Below are 23,841 nucleotides of genomic sequence, written 5' to 3'. Positions count from 1 at the left end.
AATAAATATTATAAAGCTGTATTCAAAATTGCATTACGAAATTAATAGTATTAGTCTATAGGTGTAATAAGTATTTATCGAAGGGATGTTGTAATAATGAAAGCAGCAGTATGGTATGGTCAAAAAGATGTTCGCGTGGAAGATCGTGAACCTAAGCAATTAAAAGACAATGAAGTAAAAGTAAAAGTTTCATGGGCAGGTATTTGCGGAACTGATTTACATGAATACTTAGAAGGACCAGTCTTCATCTCTACAGATAAACCTGATCCACTACTTGGACAAAAAGCACCTGTTACTTTAGGTCATGAGTTTGCTGGTGTTGTTGAAGAAGTTGGTAAAGACGTTACTAAATATAAAAAAGGGGACCGTGTGGTTGTTAACCCAACTGTATCTAAACATGAGAAAGATGAAAGTGTTGACTTATATGATGGTTATTCATTTATCGGTTTAGGTTCTGATGGTGGCTTTGCAGAATTTACAAATGCACCAGAAGAAAATGTATATGCATTACCTGAAAGTGTATCTGATAAAGAAGGCGCTTTAGTAGAACCAACTGCAGTTGCGGTTCAAGCAGTTAAAGAAGGTAAATTATTATTTGGTGATACAGTAGCAGTATTTGGTGCTGGTCCAATTGGTTTATTAACAATTGTTGCAGCTAAAGCAGCTGGTGCAAGTAAAATCTTCGTATTTGATTTATCTGAAGAGCGTTTAGCTAAAGCTAAAGAAGTCGGCGCTACACATGTAGTTAACTCTGGTAATACAAATCCTGTAGACTTTATTAACAAACATACTGAAAATGGTGTAGATGTTACATTTGAAGTTGCTGGTGTTGGCGTAACATTATCTCAATCAGTACAAGTTACGCGTCCAAGAGGTACAGTTGTCATCGTATCAATCTTTGCTCATGCAGTAGATTTCGACCCAATGTTATTAACTAACTCAGGTGTTCAATTAACATCTACAATTGCATACTCACCTACTACATTCCAACAAACAATTGATTTAATTGCGAACGGTAGCTTAGATGTTAAGAGCGTAGTAACAGATGAAATTGAATTAGAAAACATTGTTGAATCTGGATTCGAACAATTAGTAAACGATAAATCTCAAGCTAAAATTTTAGTTAAATTAAATGGCTAATTTGAATTAACACATCGATACATTTTAACTTGATTTAAATAAAAGCTTTTAATCGACATCTCTACAGATGAAGATTAAAAGCTTTTTTCTTAACATTTATTTATCATACATGCCTTTACCATCAAGAATATGGTCAATATATTTTTCAACTCTGCTTTGTCTTGTTTGACTGCGCTTTGCTTGTGAAATGTGATATATGTACTGATGCTGTCTACCAGGCGTTAATTTGTAAAATGCCTCTTCTAACTTAGGATTATCATTGAATGCTTGCTGTAATTCTTCAGGTATTTCATAGTCCTCTGTCTTCTTCATTTCAACTTTCTTGCCGGCCTTTTCAACTTCAATGGCTTCATTAATATAATATAAAATTTCATCTCGACGCGCTTTAATTTCATCCAGTGTTTTAAAGCGTAATTGTCTTGCTGCTTGAACTCGCTCTGTTTGTTGAATTAGCGTTTTATATCTATCTTCTAAAATTGCACCTTTATGAAATAGTAACGCTACATAATGTTTAAAACCATGAATCGTTATAACATTTTTATCATTAACGATATATGTTGGATGCATCCATTTATATGCTTCTTCTAATTCTGACTCATCAAATATTAAATTTCTTAAATATTGATAAGATTCCTTCCATTGACTTTCTTTTTCTAAAAAAGCTAATACCTGTTTATCGGATTGTTTCTCTGGCACCTTGGTCACCTCATATCGTTAGTTTGATAACAATACAATCACTATATTATTTAAGTCAATAAATAACTATTAATTACACAATCATTTGTAAATTTACAAAATCATAAATTGACTAATGAAATGATAAGCGTATAATTATAACGTATCATTTTTGATGAATATTAAAACAACATAAAGGAGTATTTATGGGACAAAATCATAACGAAGGTAAAATCAGTCTGGTCCAACTTGTATTATTAGGACTAGGAAGTTTAATTGGTTCAGGTTGGTTATTTGGTGCATGGGAAGCTTCTTCTGCAGCTGGTCCTGCAGCCATTTTATCTTGGATTATCGGGTTTATAGTTATAGGAACGATTTCTTATAACTATATTGAAATAGGAACAATGTTTCCGCAATCTGGTGGTATGAGTAACTATGCTCAATACTCACACGGTTCATTGTTAGGATTTATTGCCGCATGGGCAAACTGGGTATCATTAGTTACTATCATTCCAATTGAAGCAGTATCCGCTGTACAATACATCAGTTCATGGCCCTGGGATTGGGCCAAACCAACTTCTGCATTAATGCATAATGGTTCAATCAGTACGACCGGATTATTCGCTGTCTATGTCATTATCATTATTTTTTCTTTATTAAACTATTGGTCAGTTAAATTATTAACGTCTTTCACTAGTTTAATTTCGTTCTTTAAATTAGGTGTACCGTTACTAACAATCATCATGTTAATGCTTTCAGGTTTCGACACTAGTAACTACGGTTCATCTATTGGCGAATTTATGCCGTACGGTAGTGCACCAATCTTTGCAGCAACAACAACATCAGGAATCATCTTCTCATTTAATGCATTCCAAACAATCATTAATATGGGATCTGAAATTAAAAATCCTGAAAAGAATATTGCACGTGGCATTGCAATTTCATTAACGTTGAGCGCAATTCTGTACATCATACTACAAAGTACATTTATTACATCAATGCCACAATCAATGATTCATGAGCATGGTTGGAGTGGTATCAACTTCAATTCACCATTCGCAGACATGGCAATCTTATTAGGCATCAACTGGTTAGCTATTTTGCTATACATCGAAGCAGTTGTTTCACCATTTGGTACAGGCGTTTCATTTGTTGCGATTACTGGTCGTGTATTAAATGCAATGGAACGTAATGGTCATATTCCTAAGTTCTTAGGTAAAATTAATACAACTTATAACATTCCACGTGTAGCCATCGTATTTAATGCGATCATCAGTATGGTCATGGTGACGTTATTCCGTGATTGGGGTGTATTAGCCGCTGTTATTTCAACAGCAACATTAGTCGCTTACCTAACAGGACCAACTACGGTAATGTCGTTACGTGAAATGGGACCTAAATTACACAGACCATTCCGAGGCACGATGTTAAAAGTAATGGCACCATTATCATTTGTACTTGCTTCATTAGCAATTTATTGGGCGATGTGGCCAACCACAGCTGAAGTTATATTGATTATTATTTTAGGATTACCAATTTATTTCTTCTATGAGTATAAAATGAATTGGAAAAACACTAAAAAACAAATTGGCGGAAGTATATGGATTATTGTCTACTTAATCTTATTAGCTTGTATGTCATTTATCGGTAGTAAAGAGTTTAAAGGTATTAACTTAATACACTACCCTTACGATTTCCTAGTTATAATAGTTTTAGCACTTGTCTTTTATAGAATTGGTATTACAAGTCACTTCAAGAGTGTATATTACAAACGCGCTAAGAAGATTAATAAACAAATGAAAGAAGATACAATGGAAGCAGAACAACAGGAAGCTGATAGAAAAGAAGCAATCCAACAACATAATGATTAATATTGTAGGGAGTGGGACAGAAATAATATTTTCCAAAATTTATTTCGTTGTATCCCCAGCTTGCTTAGCTTGTAGAATTTCTTAATGAAATTCTCTTTGTTGGGGCCCCGCCCACCAAGCAAGGTTGACTAGAATTAAAAAAGCTTGTTAAAAGTGTATTTTTAAATCAGTCAACTACTGCCAATATATATTTGTAGTCTGAGTCATTGAATTATGTCACAGGCTCTTTTTAGAATAGAACAGCATTCAATATCTTTCAACTTATAAAATAATGCTATAGTTAAAGTAATTGATAAATGTTGGGTGATGATCTGATGGTAATAATTAATACGAAGTATGGTGCTTTTGAAGGTTTGACACATAAGAATTTAGATTTATTTCTAGGCATTCCTTATGCATATCCCCCTATTGGACATCGTCGTTTTAAACACGCTAGTCCTATCTATAGTTATAATACATTGGTTGATGCTACACAATTCAGAGCAATCCCTCCACAACCATTCAATAAATTAGAAACGTTTTTTTCAACTACGAAACAGAAATTTCAACTTAATGAAGATTGCCTACATTTAAACATTTGGCGTCAATCGACTGGCAAAGCAAAGAAACCTGTAATCATTTACTTTTATGGTGGTGGCTTTATAAATGGTCATGGTTCAGCAGAATTATATACTCCAGAACATATTGTTGAGCTACATGATGTCATTGTGATTACGTTCAACTATCGATTAGGTGCATTAGGATTTCTAGATTGGTCTTACTTTAACGCGCACTACGATAAAAATAACGGTCTATCTGATCAAATTGCGGTATTAAAGTGGGTTGCACATTTTATTGAGTATTTTGGCGGAGATCCTAACAATGTTACATTATGGGGTCAATCAGCAGGCAGTATGAGTATTCAAGCATTGATGCAGCAACCACAACTTGACCACTATTATAATCAAGTCATGTTATTAAGTGGCATATTGCAGTTAGATTCAGCAGAAACTGGCATGATGAAAGCACAATATTTTGATGATTTAATGCAACAACACTTTTCCGGAAAAAGTATAAACGATTTAGATGATCAAGCCATTCTACAATTAATGGCATATGAGGAGAAAGCACGTGGCAAATCTAAAGGCTTAGAATTAATATATCAACCGATTAAAGATAGCAAGATGTATAGGCCTCTATCTGAATTCAACAAACCGATTGTATTAAGCTATACGAAAGATGAAGGCGATTGTTATATCCGAAATGAATCACGTAAACTGAACCCTCAACGTTTCGTTGATGTCATGAAATTAAATCATATCCACGTCGATTTCAGTCGTGTTCAAACTGGAAAACAACAAGCATATGTCGTGACGGAGTTATATTTTAAACAGCCTACATTTATGTTACTTCAACAAATGAGTAATAATTCTTATCGTTGGTTGTTACGCTTTGATTGGGCTCGACCTGAACATGTTCATTTTGCAAGTGCTTATCATATTTTAGATTTAGTCTTCTGGTTCGGTAAGATGGATATACTACAAGGTCACTCTATTAAAATTTCAAACAATGAGATCGAATTAAGCAAACGTATGATAAGTGACTTAGTTCATTACGCTAGAACAGGCACCATGCCCTACGAACCTTACTCGATAAATCGCATAGAACCACGTGTATATAAATAAGGAAAACCCGTGATAGATGCACGCATCCATCACGGGTTTAAAATGGTTATATGATATTAACTTTTAGCATAATGTACGTTCTTTAATGTAAGTACAATAATCAGTCCTAATAAACCTATAAAGGCACTTACAAACGTGACCGCTTCAACATTCATATTTGAAACAACAAGGCCTCCGATAATACCACCTAAACCAATACCTGCATTAAGACAAGACATATTCCAACTCATTACTTGACTTGTGTCACCTTCAACATGTTCGATAATACCACTTTGAATCGCAGGGTTCGTACTCCATTGCACGATATTCCAAATAAAGAGTCCAACTAATAATAGTATTGTTGTAGATAAAATTAAATTAATAGCTAACATAACTATAATAAATACTGTGAAAGCAATAATTAACCATCGCTTACTAGTCAACTTATCAGCTAGCACACCACCCATTGATGTACCAACAACACCGGCAACACCATTAACGAGTAGCGCTAATGATACATAGCCCATGGAGTGACCATTCTCTAAAATAAGTGGATTGATAAATACAAACGTCACTGAATTAGCGATTAGAATAAGCAATGTAATTGCTAAAAACTTAACGATCTCAACTGGTCGAACAATATGAGTTGTAACTTGATTATCATCGGAAACGTTATTATACATTCTATTGGCTTGATTGAGTTCCGTAGTGGTTGGAAGATATTTCAACATTAATAAGCCGGTAATAAGACTAATAACAATAATAAATACGAATGTGAAACGCCAACCAATCCAATCACCAATCATCGTACCGATTGGCACACCAAAGACATTTGCACCACTAAATCCAGTATAGACAACGCCAATCATCTTACCTCTGTTCTTAGGTATCGTTAGCATTGCTGTTAGTGCTAAGACTTTGACGATAATTAATGATGCAGCGGCTGATGATAATATACGTCCGATGACTAAAATCGTAAAGTTAGGCGCTACGACGATAATGCCATTCCCTACTATAAAGATGACTAAAGTCCATAGTAATACGGGACGTGCAGGGTATCGATTGGTTAATTTAACAAGTATAGGTCCACATATTGCAAAGGTTAATGCATAAAGCGTGACAAGTTGTCCAATAATCGCTTCTGAAACACCTAAGTCATCACTCATTAAATTCATGATACCAGCGACCATCATTTCAACCATACCTACAATAAATACGCTGATGATAAATGTGGCTATCCGCATAACAGACATCATTCATACCCCTTTCATTTAATCATTTTTACATAAAAAAACAGCTACGCACTGTTCTTCAAGTTTCGTAACTGTTCCATTATATAATATTCACTTATATTTTTCTTCCCCAATGTTTTAAAAGAGACTTTCATTATTGTTGTATTGATGTTCGATAAGTTCTTGTAGAAATGCTGAAAGAACAAGTAATGCAATTGCACCGTAAGTCACATAATTATTATGCAATACAAAATCAAAACCAAAATTCATATTAAAATAACTTTCAACTAGGCTTATTAAAAATCTAAGTATATTAAATAGTGCAAGTAGTGTAATCATAATTCCAAGCAGATGGGATATAACTTTCATATAATTTGCTCCTTCGTTCAATGATTTAGTTATATAGTAAAATTTTCAAATTAAATACTACTTAGTTTAATCTTAATTTTTCCTTAAATAATTATTATCGGAATAGTTAAATGTTAAAAAGTTATATAAGATAGATATTGAGGTGGTTTAAATGAACGGCGAAGTACTTATTATTGAAGATGACAAAGATATTAATGAGTTAATGAAATTATCTTTAAGTACAAAAGGGATACGACACATTAAATCCGTTGATAATATTAAAGATGCAAAATTTGAATTATTGAAATTCAATTTTCAAGTTATATTATTAGATTTAAATTTAAAGTCTGAAGATGGTTATCAGTTATTGAAATATATTGATTTAAATGATACAGCCGTTATCGTAGTTACTGCTAAAACAACACATTTAGATGTTTATAAAGGCTTCGAACAAGGTGCAGTTGATTATATTAAGAAACCCTTTGATCCTATGGAGTTATATTATAGAGTGTCTTTACATTTAAATGATAAAGATCAGTCGATGTATCGTTATAATGATTTAACTATTAACTTCAATAGTACGGAGGTGTGTATTAATGATAAACCAATCAACCTTACGAATCGTGAATATAATTTATTAGCGTATCTTGTTAAAAATAAGAACCAAGTACTTACGAAAGATCAGCTTTACGCTAAAGTATGGGGATACGATACAGGTGTCGATGATAACACTTTGATGGTACATATTAGAACTTTGCGTAAGAAGATTGAAGCGACTCCTAATTCACCTAAGATGATTAAAACTGTACGCAGCAAAGGGTACATGTTCCAAGACCGTTATCCTTTTACATTGATTGGATTGGCAATTTGTCTTTAGGTAAACTACATCAGCCTACGTCGAAACGTAAGCGATTTAAGAATCGTCGAACATATCCGGAACTGGACGCATCTTTGTCGAAATTGAATGAACAAATGTTGTCTGATAAGTTTTATCATAATCAAATGTCATATTATAAATCGAAGTGGATTAGTCAAATCTCTCATGATCTAAAATCACCACTTACAACGATTTATGGATACTCTAAACTAATACAAGCTGATGAAGCGTCACAATCTTATGTTCAACTTATTTCGGAGAAAGCAACGTTTATGAGTGATTTGATTGATAGCTTGAATCAATCGTTTGATATGGAAACCAATCAGATGAAGCATGATAAAGAGAACTTTCCTATTCAATCAACAGTTAATCGAATTGCTCAAATTATTGGTTACCAATCCCTAACATGCGACTTTCATCTTGAAGATGAATCAACGTTTTATGGGAATAAATTGTATTTCGAGAGACTTCTGATAAATTTAATCAATAATAGTATTGATCATAATGAGATCAACCCTAGCATAAAGATAACTATTTCTAAAATTGAAAATAACTTGATGATTGATTATATGGATGACGGACAAGGCCTACCTCACGCTAATATTGATGCACTATTTAGACAGTCGTATACGTCTAAAACGAATAAAGCTCAACATGGTATCGGTTTATCTATCATAAAAGACGCTGTTAATTATCATCATGGTTCAATTACACTATTACCATCTAAGCAAGGTGTACATTTCCATATCGTATTGGTGGATACAGCATAGTAAATTAAAAGTCAGCTTTCATTTGGAGAATCAAGTGAAAGCTGACTTTTTAATTTAATTATCTTTCGCTTCTTCATCGGGTGCATTGAGTGCACTATTACGCGCCACTAATTGATGACGTACGTTAAAGAATTGATTATAGCTTAAATATGTCGCAATTAAAGCTGACATTATCGTGGCTGTGGTATGGATAAATACGACAAGTAATTGGAATTTAATCGCTTGTAGTGGAGGTACGCCACCAATAATCAATCCTGTCATCATCCCTGGAATAGAAACTAGGCCATATGTTTTTACCGAGTCTATCGTAGGTACGATAGCAAGTCGTATACTCTCTCTAATTGATGCTTTAGAAGCCAATTTAGGTGTTGCGGCTAATGTAAGCTTAGATTCAATATCGGTAATATCTTTAACAAATGCTCGATCTAAATTCTGGTAAGCCAAATTAATCGCGATAAGGCCATTATTCGCTAACATACCACCTATCGGGATAACTTCATTTGCTTTGAAATCAATTGCTCCAGCTAATACAGTAGCAGTTAGTGGTAAAGCAGTTCCAATAAATATAGCGATAAATGAAATCCAAAAGACATGATGCATAACAGGAGAAGCACGGTTAATTGTGTTCCACGATGCATTTATAATAATAATTAACACTGCTAACATTAATATCCATGCTTGATCTATTTTGAAAATATAGTGCAATATAAAACCTAAGATGATTAACTGTACAACTGCACGTACGGAAGCTACTACTAAATCTTTAATAATATGTAACCCTTCTTTATACGAAATAAAGATTGGAATTAATAATAATAATGCAGTTAAACAAAGGGCTGTATTACTCATTCTGATTTAACGCCTCCTCTTTCGTTATCTCACCATCACTAATTGTTATTCTTCTATGAAAATGTCTCATACTCTGGTCATCACTATGCGTAATCCATAAGACTGCGACACCTTCTTTAACCATGTCAAAAATCATTTGTTCAATAATGTGCTTATTTTGCGTGTCGAGTGCACTTGTAGATTCATCTAGCAATAATATATCCGGACGATACATAAGTTGACGTGCAATCGTAATCCTTTGACGTTCACCTCCGGATAGATGTTCAATCTTAGAGTTTAAATCATACTGACCTAAGTTCACTTTCTTCAATAAATCGAGTGCCTTTTCCTTATCAAAGTGCGCTTCACGAGCTAACGCTGGAAATGACATGTTATCCCCAATCGTCTCACCAAAAAGTTGACTCTGTTGCATGAGATAACTTATCTTCATACGCAATTCTTCAGGAGGATAGTTATTGAATGGCTTATCTTTGAAATAAAGTTCCCCATCTGTCGGGCTAATTAGATTATTAATCTGCTTTAAAAATGTACTCTTCCCACTACCAGATGGACCAATGATCGCTACTGCCTCACCTTCATTTAATTGAAAGTTGATATTTTTGAGTATCATACGTCTATCCGCTTTATATGATAAATTTTTGATGTTTAATAACATCTGTTACTAACCTCCTCTTAACTATTACTTTTATTGAAAAATAAATTAAAATACTTTTTTGTTTAACCTGTTCTAGCATCATTTATATCTATAATAACAAAAAAAGAAGTAAGATAAGCGAATTCAAGTTAACATTTATTGATTCACTGTATCTCACTTCAATCCGAGTAAATCGATTACCAAATAATCGAAATAATAATAGAGAGATATGAAATTAAGTTATTTATCATATGCAACGTAATGGTGATTGCTAAGTTACGGCCACTATAGTGATACGCAACTACAAATCCAATTGCCATAATTAAATATGGCCCAACTTCAAATGGAGATGATGCGCTTAGTACGTGTAATCCAGCAAAGAATAATACTGATACAACGTACATTGCACCATATGTTAATTTCTTACCGAGTTCATGAATAATGAGATGTCTAAAGAGTAATTCTTCAACGATTGGCGTAACGATTACTATATCTAAAAATAATATTGGCCAAATCCATCTCGTCTTAAAGAGTTCCTCAATTTGTTTATTATTTTCAGTATTATTAAACTGATATTTTTCAGGTAGCAATTCTATTAAGTTTCCGTATAAAAATTGTGCTAAATACATCGCAATGAGAACAACAATAATCAGTATGATATGTTTTTTCAAATCTTTAAAGCGTTGAATTGATAATGGAATAAGTGATTTGCGATGCATTAAATAAAATAATAGTAATAACAGACACTGTCCTAATAAGACAAAAATTTGATTAATCCCCATTAATTGTTTTATAAAAGGATCTTGTGAGGTCTGACCCGTAATAGCTACAATCGTAATCATTACAACTATTGTTAATATCAACGGCAAAACAATATTAATAATTAAGTAGCCTGGTATAAGCCAGAAATCACGTTTAACAATTCGTTTTGATGCAAATTCATTGTTTAGTTGTGAATGCTTAGATGTTTCTTGCGAATGTTCATATTCATTTGTCATAAGTCTCTCCCTATCTATTCTTTTTGAATATGTAAATTTCAACTATTATCAAAAATTAAAAGAACTTCTCTACCATTGTAGTAATAAATATCACCAAATGTACAGAGCTATGATAAAGATATGATGCTGCTAAATTCTTTCCACTTCTTATGTAAATAATGATAGAGCCAATTGATAATATTAAATACGGTATCACTTCCATGATGGATATCAAGTCATATACCTGTACACTCACTTCTATCACTATACTCAATACAATAACTACCATCAAATTCAGCTTTTTTTCGAGTTCATGAATGATTAAATGTCGATAAATTAATTCTTGAATTAAAGGTTGTAATACAACCACTGTAATAAAAGAAAACACAATTGCAATTGGATGATTGAATAGACCTTCAAGACGAAGTTGCGCTTGAGTTACATCATAACTTAAAGGTTTAGGTAGTTTCTGCGCTACATAATTAAAAGTATAATATAGCAATAATGCACTGATACTCACAGTAACTATTAATGGTAAGTAATTACGTTTAACAATGCGAAATTGTCTAAATGCCACATCAGCAATATAAAGTTTATGTAATGCAAAAAATGACACGATAACAATAAATTGCGCTATAACGAAACTGACGCTCAACATCAAATTATATAAATATAGTGGTGGTGGATCTTGCGTTATCATCGCATGAACACCTAGAACACCGAATACAATAATAATTGGCATTAAAATTTGAAAAGCGATGTAAATGGGTATTAATAAGAAATCTTTTTTTACTACTTCAGAACTTCCCCATTGATTTCTTAAACCCTCTTGTGTCAATGACTTTTCCTCTTTATCCATAGGTCACCTCTTACATCTTGTACATCATACTTTATCATCGAAATACATGTATGTCATATATCATTTGTTATTCTATCAGATTATTAATATTAAGAAATTGAAAATTTCTTCCTATTTTAAATTGTAAAAGATTTACATTGATGTATGATTTAAATTGTAGAAAGTTCAAAGGGGGAGAAATAAAATTGATTTCTATACTTACAGTTATGCAGTTTATTGTTAACATCATGATATTTATTGTGATTCTTTCAATAATCGGCTTAGTACTTGTGTTGCTATTTAAAGATAAAGGGCAGAATCAACACAGTGTCTTACGTAATTATCCTGTTCTAGGACGTGTACGTTACTTTGCAGAAAAGATTGGACCAGAATTACGTCAATACTTATTTGCAAATGATACAGAGGGGAAACCATTTTCAAGAAATCAGTACACAAATATTGTGCTAGCAGGTAAATACAACTCTCGAATGTCTAGTTTTGGAACACAACGAGAGTATAAGGATGGTTTTTACATACGAAATACAATGTTTCCTTTACAACGTAATGAATTACAAATTAATAATCAAACTATGATTTCAACATTTGTCTATAAAGTGGACAATGAACGCATATTTCAACGTGATGAACATCGATATCAAACAGCTATTGATCCGTACTACTTAACAGACAATAATGCTATTATTCTCGGAAACAATTTAGAACATCCTTTTAAAATCAAACGACTCGTTGGTCAATCAGGAATGAGCTACGGTGCACTTGGTGGTCGTGCAATCACTGCATTATCACAAGGGTTAGCCCGTGCAGGCACATGGATGAATACAGGTGAAGGTGGATTGTCAGAATATCACCTTAAAGGTGGAGGCGACATTATCTTCCAAATCGGACCTGGTCTCTTTGGTGTTCGTGATAAAGATGGTAACTTTAGCGACGATCAATTTCTGAAGACGGCAAATCATAAAGAGGTCAAAGCATTTGAAATTAAGCTCGCACAAGGTGCCAAAACTCGCGGTGGTCATATGGAGGGCAATAAAGTTACAGAAGAAATTGCCAAAATCAGAAACATTGAACCTTATAAAACCGTGAACTCACCTAACCGCTTTGATTTTATAGATTCACCTGAAGACTTATTACAATTTGTAGATAAATTACGTCAACTAGGTCAAAAACCAGTCGGCTTTAAAATTGTAGTGAGTAAAGTTGAAGAAATTGAAGCATTAGTTCAATCAATGATTGATATGAATATTTATCCTGATTTCATCACAATTGATGGCGGTGAAGGTGGTACAGGAGCGACATTCCAAGAGTTACAAGATGGTGTCGGTCTATCATTATTTACAGCACTACCTATCGTAACTGGTATGTTAGAGCAACATCAAATTAGAGATAAAATGAAAATCTTTGCCTCAGGTAAATTAATTACTCCAGATAAAGTAGCAATTGCTTTAGGATTAGGTGCAGATTTAGTTAATATTGCTCGTGGCATGATGATTAGTGTAGGTTGTATTATGAGTCAACAGTGTCACTTAAATACATGTCCTGTGGGTGTTGCGACGACTGATCCTAAGAAGGAAAAAGCATTAATTGTCGATGAAAAGCAATATCGAGTAACGAACTATATTACAAGTTTACATGAGGGACTATTTAACATTGCGGCCGCAGCTGGTGTCAAAAGTCCAAATGAAATTACAACTGACCATATTGTAATCAAACGCATTGATGGTTCAATAGAAAATATCATTGACTATAAATTGAAATTAATAAGTTAACTCGATGGCAAAGAGAGTTAAGGTTGGATAAAAATAATACTTTGAAGCTATATCACAAACTCGTAATAGCTGACTAGTAAGAGAAGGTACTCATATCAAGTACCTTCTCTTTTTTGTAATTTCTTGAGTTAAGCGAGCACCAGTTAAATATCCTCTCGGAAATTCTATCCCCTACCTTTTAATTCTTACTAATTCAGTTTGATTTCATTTTAAAGTGCTGTATAATAATTAAAAATAAACAATCAGAATATTCTATTAATTGGAGGTCATATTTATGACAGACAATCATCCAAATTGGAAATTTGAAACACAAACGATTCATGCTGGACAAGTTATCGATGAATTCTCAAAATCACGTGCTGTGCCTATTTACCAAACATCAAGTTATGTCTTTGATGATACGCAACATGCGCAAGACCTATTCTCTCTGGCTAAACCAGGTAATATTTACACACGAATTATGAACCCAACTCAGAATGTCTTTGAAGCTCGTATCACACAATTAGAAGGTGGTGTTGGTGCATTAGCTACCTCTTCAGGTCAAGCTGCTATCACATTGGCATTACTTAATATTGTGGAAACTGGTTCAGAGATTGTAGCATCGTCTAACCTATATGGCGGTTCTTATAACTTATTAAACATCACCTTTGCAAAACTAGGTATTAAAGTTCACTTTGTTGACCCTAGTGATCCTAACAACTTTAAAGCAGCAATTAATGATAAAACAAGAGCGATTTATGCTGAAACAATCGGTAATCCAGCTATAGATGTATTAGATATTGAAGCGGTAGCACAAATTGCACACGATAATGGTTTACCACTTGTCATTGATAATACATTTGCTTCTCCTTATTTATGTCGTCCATTTGAACATGGTGCTGATATTGTTATCCATTCAGCTACTAAATTTATAGGGGGCCATGGTACATCAATAGGCGGCATTATAGTAGATAGCGGTAAGTTTAATTGGGATAACGGTAAGTTCCCTGGATTAGTCGAACCTGATCCAAGTTATCACGGCATTTCATATACGAATGATGTCGGTGAAACTGCATACATCACTAAAGCACGTGTTCAATTATTACGTGATTTAGGTTCAGCTGTGTCGCCTTATAATGTTCATGAATTTTTAATTGGTTTAGAAACATTACATCTACGTATGGAACGTCACTCTGAAAATGCCTTAAAAGTTGCTCAATTTTTAGCTCAACACCCTAAAGTCACTTGGGTAAATTATCCTGGTCTTGAAAACAACAAATATCATAACTTAGCTAAAAAATATCTACCAAAAGGTCAAGGTGCAATTCTGACATTTGGCGTAGACGGATCAGTTGATGACATCGCTCGCTTCGTCGATAAATTGCAACTATTCTCATTACTCGCAAATGTAGGAGACTCCAAATCACTCGTCATCCATCCTGCAAGTACAACGCATCAACAATTGACTGAAGCGGAACAACGTCAATCAGGTGTACTTCCAGAAATGGTTCGTCTATCTATAGGTACTGAAAACGCTGAAGATATTATTAACGACTTAAATGATGCACTTAGTATTATTTAAATGATATAAAAATAAGCTGTAACGGATCTTGAGACATTAATTTATGTCCCCGGCTCCGTTACAGCTTTTCTAGTTCATTATTCATCTGTCATATTACTTTTTTGTTTAAAGCCTAATTTTTTTAATTCTCTAACGGTCCCTTCCATATTGACCTTCTTATCATTTTTAGATGTTGACATTAAAGAGAAATACTTCTCGACTTCTTTAATATCTGCTTTTTTATAGTTTATATCGATTGTTTCAACCCATTTTTCATGATTATTTTCTAAGCTATAAGATACACCTTTAAGGTCTTTCAATTGATGATGATCTTGGAACGTCTTCTTAGCTTCTTTCCTGGACATACCGAAATCATTATACTTCAATGTTGTTACAGTTGATTGTTTTACTACTTTATTCTTTTTATAAGACAATGTCGTTAATACATGCTTCCCTTCCATGTCCCCTTCATATGTCTTAGAGCGTTCCTTACTACACGCGCCTAATATACTTACACTTAACACCATTAATATCGTCAATACAAAGAACTTTTTCATCATACTCATCTACTTCCCACTGTGTCATTTTTCAATTAAATTATAGCATTTACTTTATCTTATTATGTATATCATTACCAGATAATTTTGATTAGAAACAATTTTTTCAGAAAAACAAAAATCTACATGCTACAATGTTAGTAAATAATGACGTTAGGAAGTGTGTGTATATGAAAGAATCAATTGAATTATTAAAATCATTGACTGATGTGAATGGCATTGCTGGTTATGAACGCAATGTAAAGTCAAAGATGAAAGAATATTTAGGGCCTGTAAGTGATGAAATTATAGAAGATGGTTTGGGTGGCATATTTGGTAAAAAAGCAAGTGACAATGGAACAAAATCACTTATGGTAGCTGGCCACTTAGATGAAATTGGCTTTATCGTGACTAAAATCGATAATAATGGATTTATTAAATTCCAACCTATTGGCAGTTGGTGGAACCAAGTTATGTTATCTCAAAAAGTAACTATCACAACGGATGACGGCACTGAAATTCGTGGTCTTGTCGGTTCAAAACCACCACACGTACTTGACCCAGAGGAACGTAAGAAGCCTGTCCAAATTAAAGATATGTACATTGATATCGGTGTTCGAAGTAAAGAAGATGCTGAGAATCACGGTATCGAAGTTGGCAATATGATTACACCTTATAGTGAATTTGAAGAATTAGCGAATGGCAAATATTTAACTGCAAAGGCATTCGATAATCGCTACGGTTGTGCACTTGCGATCGATGTATTAAAAAGACTTAAAGATGAACAAATCGGTGTAGATTTATATGCAGGGGCAACTGTGCAAGAAGAAGTTGGCTTGCGTGGTGCTAAAGTTGCTGCTAATAAAATCAAACCTGACCTCGCTATTGCAGTGGATGTTGCAGTCGCATACGATACACCAGGAATGAACAACCTTGGAAGTGAGACGACTTTAGGAAATGGGCCTGTAGTAATCTTAATGGATGCATCTAATGTTGCACATCAAGGCTTACGTCAACATATTAAAGAAGTTGCAAGAAGACATTATATTACTGTGCAATGGGATACAACAGCTGGCGGTGGTACAGATGCAGGAAGTATCCATGTTGCAAATGAAGGTATACCTACAATTTCTATTGGCGTTGCCTTACGTTATATGCATTCAAATGTGTCAGTACTCCACACAGATGATTATGAAAATTCAGTGCGCCTTGTAACTGAAATCGTTCGTTCACTAAACGATGACGCTTATGAGAGAATAAAATGGTAAGTTACTAGTTAAAATATTATGAAGTTGATAGTTTAATTCATATCATCTAAATAACGCATTTTCACACTAGTGTGTGGTGTGCTTAATATAATGAAGATTAACGTCATTTGACGTCACTAAACCCCAGTCTACTGCCATAGACTGGGGTTATAATATTAATCTTCATTTTAATTTTAAATATTGCAATTAATTGCTATTCTACTGAATTCTTCCAACTATCATCACTTAACATTTCTCCAGGCCAAGTATAAGCCATAACACCACCATCAATTCGAACCGTTTCACCAGTAATAAATGAACTATCGTCAGATGCTAGAAATGCAACAAGTTTACCTACTTCTTCAGGTTTACCTAGTCGACCTAATGGAGTGACCCATTTTTGATTATTGCGGAACGTTTTACCCGCTTCATCTTCTGAAGTACCAGCTAAATTGTCTACTAATGGTGTTTCAATTGTTCCTGGTGCAATAGCATTCGCACGAATATTCTCACGACCATATTCAATAGCAATAGATTTCGTAAAGTTAATGACTGCACCTTTGGCAGCGTTATATCCAGAACGATATAAGTCGGCAGCTTGTCCTGAGAATGATGCCGTATTAATAATAGAACCGCCTTGTTCCATCATTAACGGTAATAAGAATTTGGTTACTAAGAACGTACCTCTCATATCCACTGCCATAATTTTATCGAATACTTCAACAGGATACTCGTGGATTCGGCCTGCGCCATTATCTACACCCGCATTATTAAAGATAACATCTACACGCCCATACTCATCTCTAGCTTTATCCGCAAAGTCTTGAACTTGTTTATCATCTGAGATATCTACTTTATACGCAGTAGCTTTACCTCCATTACGATTTATTTCTTCAACCGTTTTTTCTAATTCATCCGAAATATCAAGTGCGAGTACATGTGCACCTTCATTAGCCAAGGCTTTTGCTGATGCTTGGCCGATACCTGTACTTGCACCATTGATGACTGCAATTTTATTTTCTAAACGTTTCATAACGGCTTTCACTCCTATTTTCAAATTTCTTTAATGAAATTCAACTCATCTATACAATGTTTATCTTTCCACACTTCAAACACCCTCAAACCTTATTCTCATAATGATAGCGCTTCATCACACAATTTAATTTCAATCTTATTTGATAAGTAATTATTATTGTACTTATCACATTAATAACCAATTCTTATATTTAAATTTCTGAAAATTGCTATATTTTAAAAATCAGTTTGTTATACTTTGAGTTAACTAACAAAGGGGGCCATTTTATGACCACTAATACAAAAGAAAGAACATCTTTAGTTAACAAATTTCTAAATGGTGTTGAAAAAGCTGGTAATAAATTACCAGACCCTGCAATGCTTTTCTTCTTAATGTGTGTTGGCTTAGCCGTTATCACTTGGATTGTGTCTCTTTTTGATGTGTCAGTGAAACATCCAGGAAATGGAGAAACCATACATATAAAGAGTATTCTTAGTACTGAAGGTATCGCTATGATTATGAATGATGCCGTTAAGAACTTCTCTGAATTTCCTGCGCTAGGACTTGTATTAGCAGTGATGATTGGTGTCGGTGCTGCTGAGAAATCAGGATATTTTGATAAGTTAATGATTTCAGTTATTAACCGAGCTTCAAAGCGAATCATTGTACCTACAATCATTTTAATTGGAATATTAGGAAGTCTAGCTGGGGATGCAGCAACAGTCATTTTACCCCCACTAGCAGCAATGATCTTTATTAAGATTGGCTATCACCCAATCGCCGGTCTTGCAATGGCCTATGCTTCTTCATTAGGTGGTTTTGGTGCAAACTTTTTAATTGGTATGCAAGATGCATTAGTCTATGCATTTACTGAACCAGCGACGAAGATTGTTTCAGATAGCGTCAAGATTAATGTGGCTATGAACTGGTACTTTATTGCCGCAAGTGTCATCTTAGTAATTCCTGTTATCTATTTCACTACAACAAAGGTTGTTATACCACGTTTAGGCGAATATGATGCGAGTCAAGCAAATTATGATGAAGACGAGGAAACATCATCTCATATTACACCAACTGAAAATAAAGCATTATTCTGGGCGAACATGTCATTTCTTTTACTGATTGTTGCCCTAATCATTTGTTGTATTCCAGAAGGAAGTTGGTTAAGAAATGCTAAAACAGGCAGTCTCATAGACGATTCACCCTTAATTAATGGTGTTGGTTTAGTAATTCTTGTTATTTTCTTAATTCCTGGGATGGTCTATGGCATTTTGAGTAAACAAATCAAGAACTCGAAAGATTTAGGTAGTATGATTAGTGACTCTCTTGGTTCAATGGGATCTTTCATATTAATCGTATTCTTTGCAGCTCAATTATTAGCATTCTTGCAATGGAGCAATCTTGGTATTATTGTATCAGTCTATGGCGCCAAATTACTTCAACATCAAAATGGTATCGTGCTTATTATAGGCATCATTATTCTTAGTAGTTTTATTAACTTAATTATAGGTAGTGCATCGGCTAAGTGGGGTATTCTGGCTCCAATCTTCGTACCGATGATGATTTTACTAGGTTATCATCCTGCATTTACTCAAATGATTTATCGTGTAGGTGATTCAATTACAAACCCAATCACACCGATGATGCCTTATATGCCACTTATTCTATCTTACGCGCAAAAGTATGATAAAAATATGAAACTAGGTTCCCTACTTTCAAGTTTAATGCCATACACCTTTGCGTTAGGTGTCGTATGGACATTATTCGTTATCGCTTGGTACTTACTAGGCATTCCATTAGGACCAGGTGGACCTGTTAAAATTCCGAAATAATATAATAATTAAACATAAAATTTTAGCCATGTAGATGTGCACAAACCTCCTCTATCTCCGAGGAGGTTTATTTTTATGTAATCCCTTACAAAATTTTTACTAATTACTAAATATTTATCGCAGTCTCCCTTTTTCAAAGTGTTATATTACGGTAAAATAAAGGTATAGAAGTGTATTTTAATCAACATTATTCTAGTCATATAGGAGGACACGATGGAAGAACGAATAGGTTTAGTAGATATTGGATCAAATACTATCAGATTAGTTATTTTTAACTTTACTAAAGAATCAGGAATTAATGAATTGCTCAACATTAAGACGCCTGCACGACTAAGCCAATATCTCACTAAAGATAATAAAATGAGTAAAGAAGGCATAAAAGTACTCATTGATGCATTACACAGTTTTAAATCTGTGTCTGATAAATTCAATGTAACTGAATTACATCCGATTGCTACTGCCGCAATCCGTCAATCTAAAAACAATGATGAAATTGTCAAAGAAGTTAAAAATGAAGTTGGTATTGATATTAAAATCGTACCCGAAGAAGACGAAGCTTACTATGGTTACTACGCAATTACTCACACTACTGAAATTGAAAACGGAGTATCCGTCGACATCGGTGGCGGTTCAACTGAAGTAACGTTATTTAAAGATAAAGAGTTATTTGAATCACATAGTTTCCCTTTCGGTGTCGTAACACTTAAAAGAAAGTTCTTCAACGACAAAGATGATAACGACAAAGGTGCCATTAAAGATATGGAGAAATTCCTATCTCAACAATTTGAATCTTTAGAGTGGTTGAAAGATCAAGAGGTTGCACTTGTAGGTGTCGGTGGTTCCGCACGAAATGTAGCTCGTATCCATCAAGCCGAACATTCATACCCTATTGGCGGTGTACACAATTATACAATGACGAATAAAGATATTGATGAAGTCTTTGATATCATTCGTAAAAGTGATCGCGATGATTTAACCAACCTTGACGGCCTAAGTCGTGACCGTGTAGATATTATCTTACCAGCTGTATCAGTGTTTAAAACGTTGTATAAAATTGTAGACGCTAAACAATTCACATTCTCTAGAAATGGTTTACGTGAGGGATATGTCATGAAGCAAGTACATGAACGCTATACTGATGTCTTCGATAAAAATAATGTACGTAAAGAATCAATTCATTTCTTAGCACGTGAATATAAGATTGAAGATGTTAGTTCACAAGCACGTCTTAAATTAGCTAAATCCTTATTATCACAATTAATTGATATCGCTGATTTAGACATCAGTGATAACGATCAACGTCTATTTGAAGAAGGCGCTTATATTTACTACCTAGGTAGCTTTATCGATTCAGATTCAAGTTCTCCACACACGTACTACATCATTGCTAACTCTATGATTAACGGTTATACACATAAAGACCGTGTTAAATTAGCGCTACTCGCCAGTTTCAAAAATAAATCACTATTGAAATTCTATTGCAAAGAAACAGATTGGTTTAGCAATAAAGAAGTAGATACGATTCAAGCACTCGGTGGCATCATTAAATTTATCAACGCTTTAAATATTTCTCAAACAAGCTTCGTAGTCGATGTTGAATTGAAGAAAATGAAAAAAGGCGACGAGGACTATCAATTAACTGTTTTTTATACTGAAGGCGAGCCTATTGCAGAAGAATATCAAGCAAACAGACAGAAAAAACATATTGAAAAGATACTTAAAGGAAATGTTTCCATTATCTTTACAAAATCTTAAAACAAGTATGCTATCTTAAACTTAGGATGTTATGCCTTTTACTTACTAATTGAAAAGAATAACGCATATTTGAGGAAATGACGAGGTGTATTTGGAATGCAAACTCAATTGGGAGAAAATGATATTAGCTTACCGCAATACTACAACAACCGCGAACTAAGTTGGCTTGATTTCAACTATCGCGTACTTCAAGAAGCATATGACAAAAATAATCCGCTACTAGAGAAATTAAACTTTATATCTATTTTTAGTTCTAACTTAGATGAATTCTTCATGGTTCGCGTTGCAGGTTTAAAAGACCAAGTTAAGATGGGCTACGACAAACCAGAAAACAAAGCACAAATGACACCACAAGAACAAGTTGATGCCATCCAAGAAAAAGCTAAAAAATATGTTGATACACAATATGAACGTTATAACGAATTAATGACTGAACTTCAAGATTATGAAATAGTGATGTGTGAACCACATGAATTATCTGAACCTTTATTAAACAAATTAGAAAGAGATTTTAAACTAACGATTCTGCCAACTTTAACACCACTTGGCATTGATGCGTATCATCCTTTCCCTAAACTTAATAATAAAAGTTTAAACATCTTCGTAGACATTGATACTGAAGATGCGATTAATTCAGCAATTGTTCAAATCCCGTCACTCATTCCAAGATTCTTAACTTATAATGAAGGTCCTAAACAATATGTGGTTATGGTTGAAGATGTTATCACATATTTTATCAATTATTTATTTACTGGTTATGAAATATTAAATACCTTCACATTCAGAATCACAAGAAATGCCGATTTGACGATACATGAGGATGGCGCTGAAGACTTACTTATCGAAATCGAACGTTTCCTTAAAGAACGTAAGAGTGGTTCAGCTGTACGTCTGGAAGTTGATGGTCGTACTGCAAATCCAGATGATTTAGACTGGCTTATCGAAACATTGGAAGTTGATAAGCAAGATGTTTATTTCTTAAATGGACCATTGGATTTAACATTTATTTTCGGCTTAGTCGATCACCTATCTCATAAATTAAACTATTTAACTTATGAAAAATATTCACCACAGATTCCACGTTCTTTAGGCAATAATAATTTATATGAACTTGCATTAAAACGTGATATCTTCTTCCATCACCCATACGAATCTTTCGAACCGATTGTTGACTTTATTCGCGAAGCTGCGGACGATCCAAATACAATAGCGATTAAACAGACATTGTATCGCGTTAGTAAAGACTCACCTATTATTAAGAGTTTAAAAGAAGCTGCTGAAAAAGGTAAACAAGTAACCGTACTTGTAGAATTGAAAGCACGTTTCGATGAAGAAAACAACGTACACTGGGCACGCATGTTAGAAGATGCAGGTTGTCACGTTATATATGGTATGACACATCTTAAGACACACAGTAAAATCGCTTTAGTCGTTAAACGTATCGGTGGCGAATTAACATCATTCGTTCACTTAGGAACAGGTAACTATAATGACAAGACTGCGAAACTCTATACAGATATGGGTATTATCACTACAAATGAACAAATTGCAGAAGATGCCATTAACTTCTTCAATTATTTAAGTGGGTACTCAGTAAAACCAGAATACAATAAATTAATCGTAGCACCATTTGATATTCGTGATGTCTTTATCGATCGCATTGATAAAGAGATTAGCAGTCACCTTCAACATGGCAATGGTAAGATTATGATGAAGATGAACTCACTTACGGATAAAGCCATCATTGAAAAGTTATTCGAAGCATCACAAGCCGGTGTGAAGATTCAACTCATTATTCGTGGTATCTGTTGCTTAAAACCAGGTATTCCTGGCATAAGTGAGAATATTGAAGTGGTAAGTATCGTTGGTCGTTTACTAGAGCACTCTCGTATTTATTACTTCCATAACAATGGAGATGAACGCATCTATTTATCATCAGCTGATGTAATGACACGTAACATGATTAAACGTGTAGAAATCTTATTCCCAGTTGAAGATAAAGAAATTGGAAAACGCCTAGTCGACTTCATGGACTTACAATTATCTGATAATCAAAAAGGACGCTACCAAGATGAACATGGTCATTATCACTATGTGGAAAATAACTTATCACCATTAAATTCACAAGTCTATTTAATGCAAGAAGCAATTAAATATGGACAAGAACTTAAGAAACGTTCAGCTCAACCATCAGGTATGCCAGTTGTATCTAAACGTCGTGCCAATTGGATGAATCGTATCCGTCGTTCTCTAAAGAAATAACATATAAAATAGG

Annotated in this window: 20 protein-coding genes; 11 read left to right on the top strand and 9 right to left on the bottom strand. The window is 34.0% G+C overall.

Features of this window, described 5'->3' with window-relative positions:
* The first annotated feature begins 96 nt into the window (after positions 1–96).
* Positions 97–1,140: a 2,3-butanediol dehydrogenase gene (locus BB045_RS05585; RefSeq protein ID WP_053025078.1), complete on the top strand. Its 1,044-nt coding sequence runs from the start codon at positions 97–99 to the stop codon at positions 1,138–1,140.
* A gap of 96 nt (positions 1,141–1,236) precedes the next feature.
* On the opposite strand, the gene BB045_RS05580 is transcribed toward BB045_RS05585, so the two are convergent.
* A complete protein-coding gene (locus BB045_RS05580) occupies positions 1,237–1,836 on the bottom strand; it encodes a YdeI/OmpD-associated family protein (protein WP_053025079.1) in 600 nt (199 codons plus the stop codon).
* A gap of 185 nt (positions 1,837–2,021) precedes the next feature.
* On the opposite strand from BB045_RS05580, the gene BB045_RS05575 reads away from it, so the two are divergent.
* On the top strand, positions 2,022–3,686 hold the full coding sequence (locus tag BB045_RS05575) for an APC family permease (RefSeq protein ID WP_070581926.1): 1,665 nt from the start codon (positions 2,022–2,024) through the stop codon (positions 3,684–3,686).
* A gap of 314 nt (positions 3,687–4,000) precedes the next feature.
* On the top strand, positions 4,001–5,350 hold the full coding sequence (locus tag BB045_RS05570) for a carboxylesterase family protein (RefSeq protein WP_075140581.1): 1,350 nt from the start codon (positions 4,001–4,003) through the stop codon (positions 5,348–5,350).
* A gap of 56 nt (positions 5,351–5,406) precedes the next feature.
* On the opposite strand, the gene BB045_RS05565 is transcribed toward BB045_RS05570, so the two are convergent.
* Together BB045_RS05565 and BB045_RS05560 are read right to left on the bottom strand one after the other, a co-directional pair.
* Positions 5,407–6,582: an MFS transporter gene (locus BB045_RS05565; RefSeq protein ID WP_053025082.1), complete on the bottom strand. Its 1,176-nt coding sequence runs from the start codon at positions 6,580–6,582 to the stop codon at positions 5,407–5,409.
* A gap of 117 nt (positions 6,583–6,699) precedes the next feature.
* Positions 6,700–6,930 (bottom strand): hypothetical protein, encoded by a 231-nt coding sequence (locus BB045_RS05560; RefSeq protein ID WP_052071612.1) that lies wholly within the window; start codon positions 6,928–6,930, stop codon positions 6,700–6,702.
* Between the two features lie 151 nt (positions 6,931–7,081).
* Between BB045_RS05560 and BB045_RS05555 the strand changes: the two genes are divergently transcribed.
* Both BB045_RS05555 and BB045_RS05550 read left to right on the top strand, forming a co-directional pair.
* The gene (locus BB045_RS05555; RefSeq protein ID WP_075140580.1) at positions 7,082–7,786 is read left to right on the top strand and encodes a response regulator transcription factor; all 705 of its coding nucleotides are present in this window, start codon (positions 7,082–7,084) and stop codon (positions 7,784–7,786) included.
* Positions 7,777–8,556 (top strand): sensor histidine kinase, encoded by a 780-nt coding sequence (locus BB045_RS05550; protein ID WP_256722961.1) that lies wholly within the window; start codon positions 7,777–7,779, stop codon positions 8,554–8,556. The genes BB045_RS05555 and BB045_RS05550 overlap by 10 nt, the downstream gene beginning before the upstream one ends.
* 54 nt (positions 8,557–8,610) lie before the next feature.
* On the opposite strand, the gene BB045_RS05545 is transcribed toward BB045_RS05550, so the two are convergent.
* The 4 genes from BB045_RS05545 to lnsB all read right to left on the bottom strand — a co-directional run bounded on the left by BB045_RS05545 (position 8,611) and on the right by lnsB (position 11,875).
* A complete protein-coding gene (locus BB045_RS05545) occupies positions 8,611–9,405 on the bottom strand; it encodes an ABC transporter permease (RefSeq protein WP_037550211.1) in 795 nt (264 codons plus the stop codon).
* A complete protein-coding gene (locus BB045_RS05540) occupies positions 9,398–10,060 on the bottom strand; it encodes an ABC transporter ATP-binding protein (protein WP_053025570.1) in 663 nt (220 codons plus the stop codon). Before BB045_RS05540 ends, BB045_RS05545 begins: the two co-directional genes overlap by 8 nt.
* A gap of 176 nt (positions 10,061–10,236) precedes the next feature.
* Positions 10,237–11,037, bottom strand: a complete 801-nt coding sequence (locus BB045_RS05535; RefSeq protein WP_053025568.1) for a CPBP family intramembrane glutamic endopeptidase — start codon at positions 11,035–11,037, stop codon at positions 10,237–10,239.
* Between the two features lie 55 nt (positions 11,038–11,092).
* Entirely contained in the window at positions 11,093–11,875 is a 783-nt protein-coding gene (lnsB, locus tag BB045_RS05530; protein ID WP_053025565.1) for a CPBP family lipoprotein N-acylation protein LnsB, read from the bottom strand.
* A 188-nt stretch (positions 11,876–12,063) separates the two neighbouring features.
* Between lnsB and BB045_RS05525 the strand changes: the two genes are divergently transcribed.
* Entirely contained in the window at positions 12,064–13,641 is a 1,578-nt protein-coding gene (locus tag BB045_RS05525) for an FMN-binding glutamate synthase family protein (RefSeq protein ID WP_141748987.1), read from the top strand.
* A gap of 274 nt (positions 13,642–13,915) precedes the next feature.
* Positions 13,916–15,202: an O-acetylhomoserine aminocarboxypropyltransferase/cysteine synthase family protein gene (locus BB045_RS05520; protein WP_070631798.1), complete on the top strand. Its 1,287-nt coding sequence runs from the start codon at positions 13,916–13,918 to the stop codon at positions 15,200–15,202.
* A gap of 77 nt (positions 15,203–15,279) precedes the next feature.
* Here the strand turns inward: BB045_RS05520 and BB045_RS05515 are convergent, their stop codons facing one another.
* On the bottom strand, positions 15,280–15,741 hold the full coding sequence (locus tag BB045_RS05515) for a YehR family lipoprotein (RefSeq protein ID WP_053025561.1): 462 nt from the start codon (positions 15,739–15,741) through the stop codon (positions 15,280–15,282).
* Positions 15,742–15,908: 167 nt separating this feature from the next.
* Here BB045_RS05515 and BB045_RS05510 point away from each other — a divergent pair, with 167 nt between their 5' ends.
* Positions 15,909–16,985, top strand: a complete 1,077-nt coding sequence (locus tag BB045_RS05510) for a M42 family metallopeptidase (protein ID WP_053025559.1) — start codon at positions 15,909–15,911, stop codon at positions 16,983–16,985.
* A 193-nt stretch (positions 16,986–17,178) separates the two neighbouring features.
* On the opposite strand, the gene BB045_RS05505 is transcribed toward BB045_RS05510, so the two are convergent.
* The gene (locus BB045_RS05505; RefSeq protein WP_075140579.1) at positions 17,179–17,997 is read right to left on the bottom strand and encodes an SDR family oxidoreductase; all 819 of its coding nucleotides are present in this window, start codon (positions 17,995–17,997) and stop codon (positions 17,179–17,181) included.
* Between the two features lie 269 nt (positions 17,998–18,266).
* Here BB045_RS05505 and BB045_RS05500 point away from each other — a divergent pair, with 269 nt between their 5' ends.
* The 3 genes from BB045_RS05500 (at position 18,267) to BB045_RS05490 (ending at position 23,828) form a co-directional block, all read left to right on the top strand.
* Complete coding sequence (locus tag BB045_RS05500) at positions 18,267–19,811, top strand: AbgT family transporter (RefSeq protein WP_016930774.1); 1,545 nt, start codon at positions 18,267–18,269, stop codon at positions 19,809–19,811.
* Between the two features lie 213 nt (positions 19,812–20,024).
* On the top strand, positions 20,025–21,566 hold the full coding sequence (gene ppx, locus BB045_RS05495; RefSeq protein WP_070581915.1) for an exopolyphosphatase: 1,542 nt from the start codon (positions 20,025–20,027) through the stop codon (positions 21,564–21,566).
* A gap of 96 nt (positions 21,567–21,662) precedes the next feature.
* On the top strand, positions 21,663–23,828 hold the full coding sequence (locus BB045_RS05490; RefSeq protein WP_070581914.1) for an RNA degradosome polyphosphate kinase: 2,166 nt from the start codon (positions 21,663–21,665) through the stop codon (positions 23,826–23,828).
* Positions 23,829–23,841: the final 13 nt, after the last annotated feature.

The sequence above is a fragment of the Staphylococcus sp. MB377 genome, from assembly GCF_001922505.1.
Lineage (GTDB): Bacteria > Bacillota > Bacilli > Staphylococcales > Staphylococcaceae > Staphylococcus > Staphylococcus haemolyticus.
Note: the sequence above shows the minus strand (reverse complement) of the source record. Positions and strands in the feature narration are given on the sequence as shown.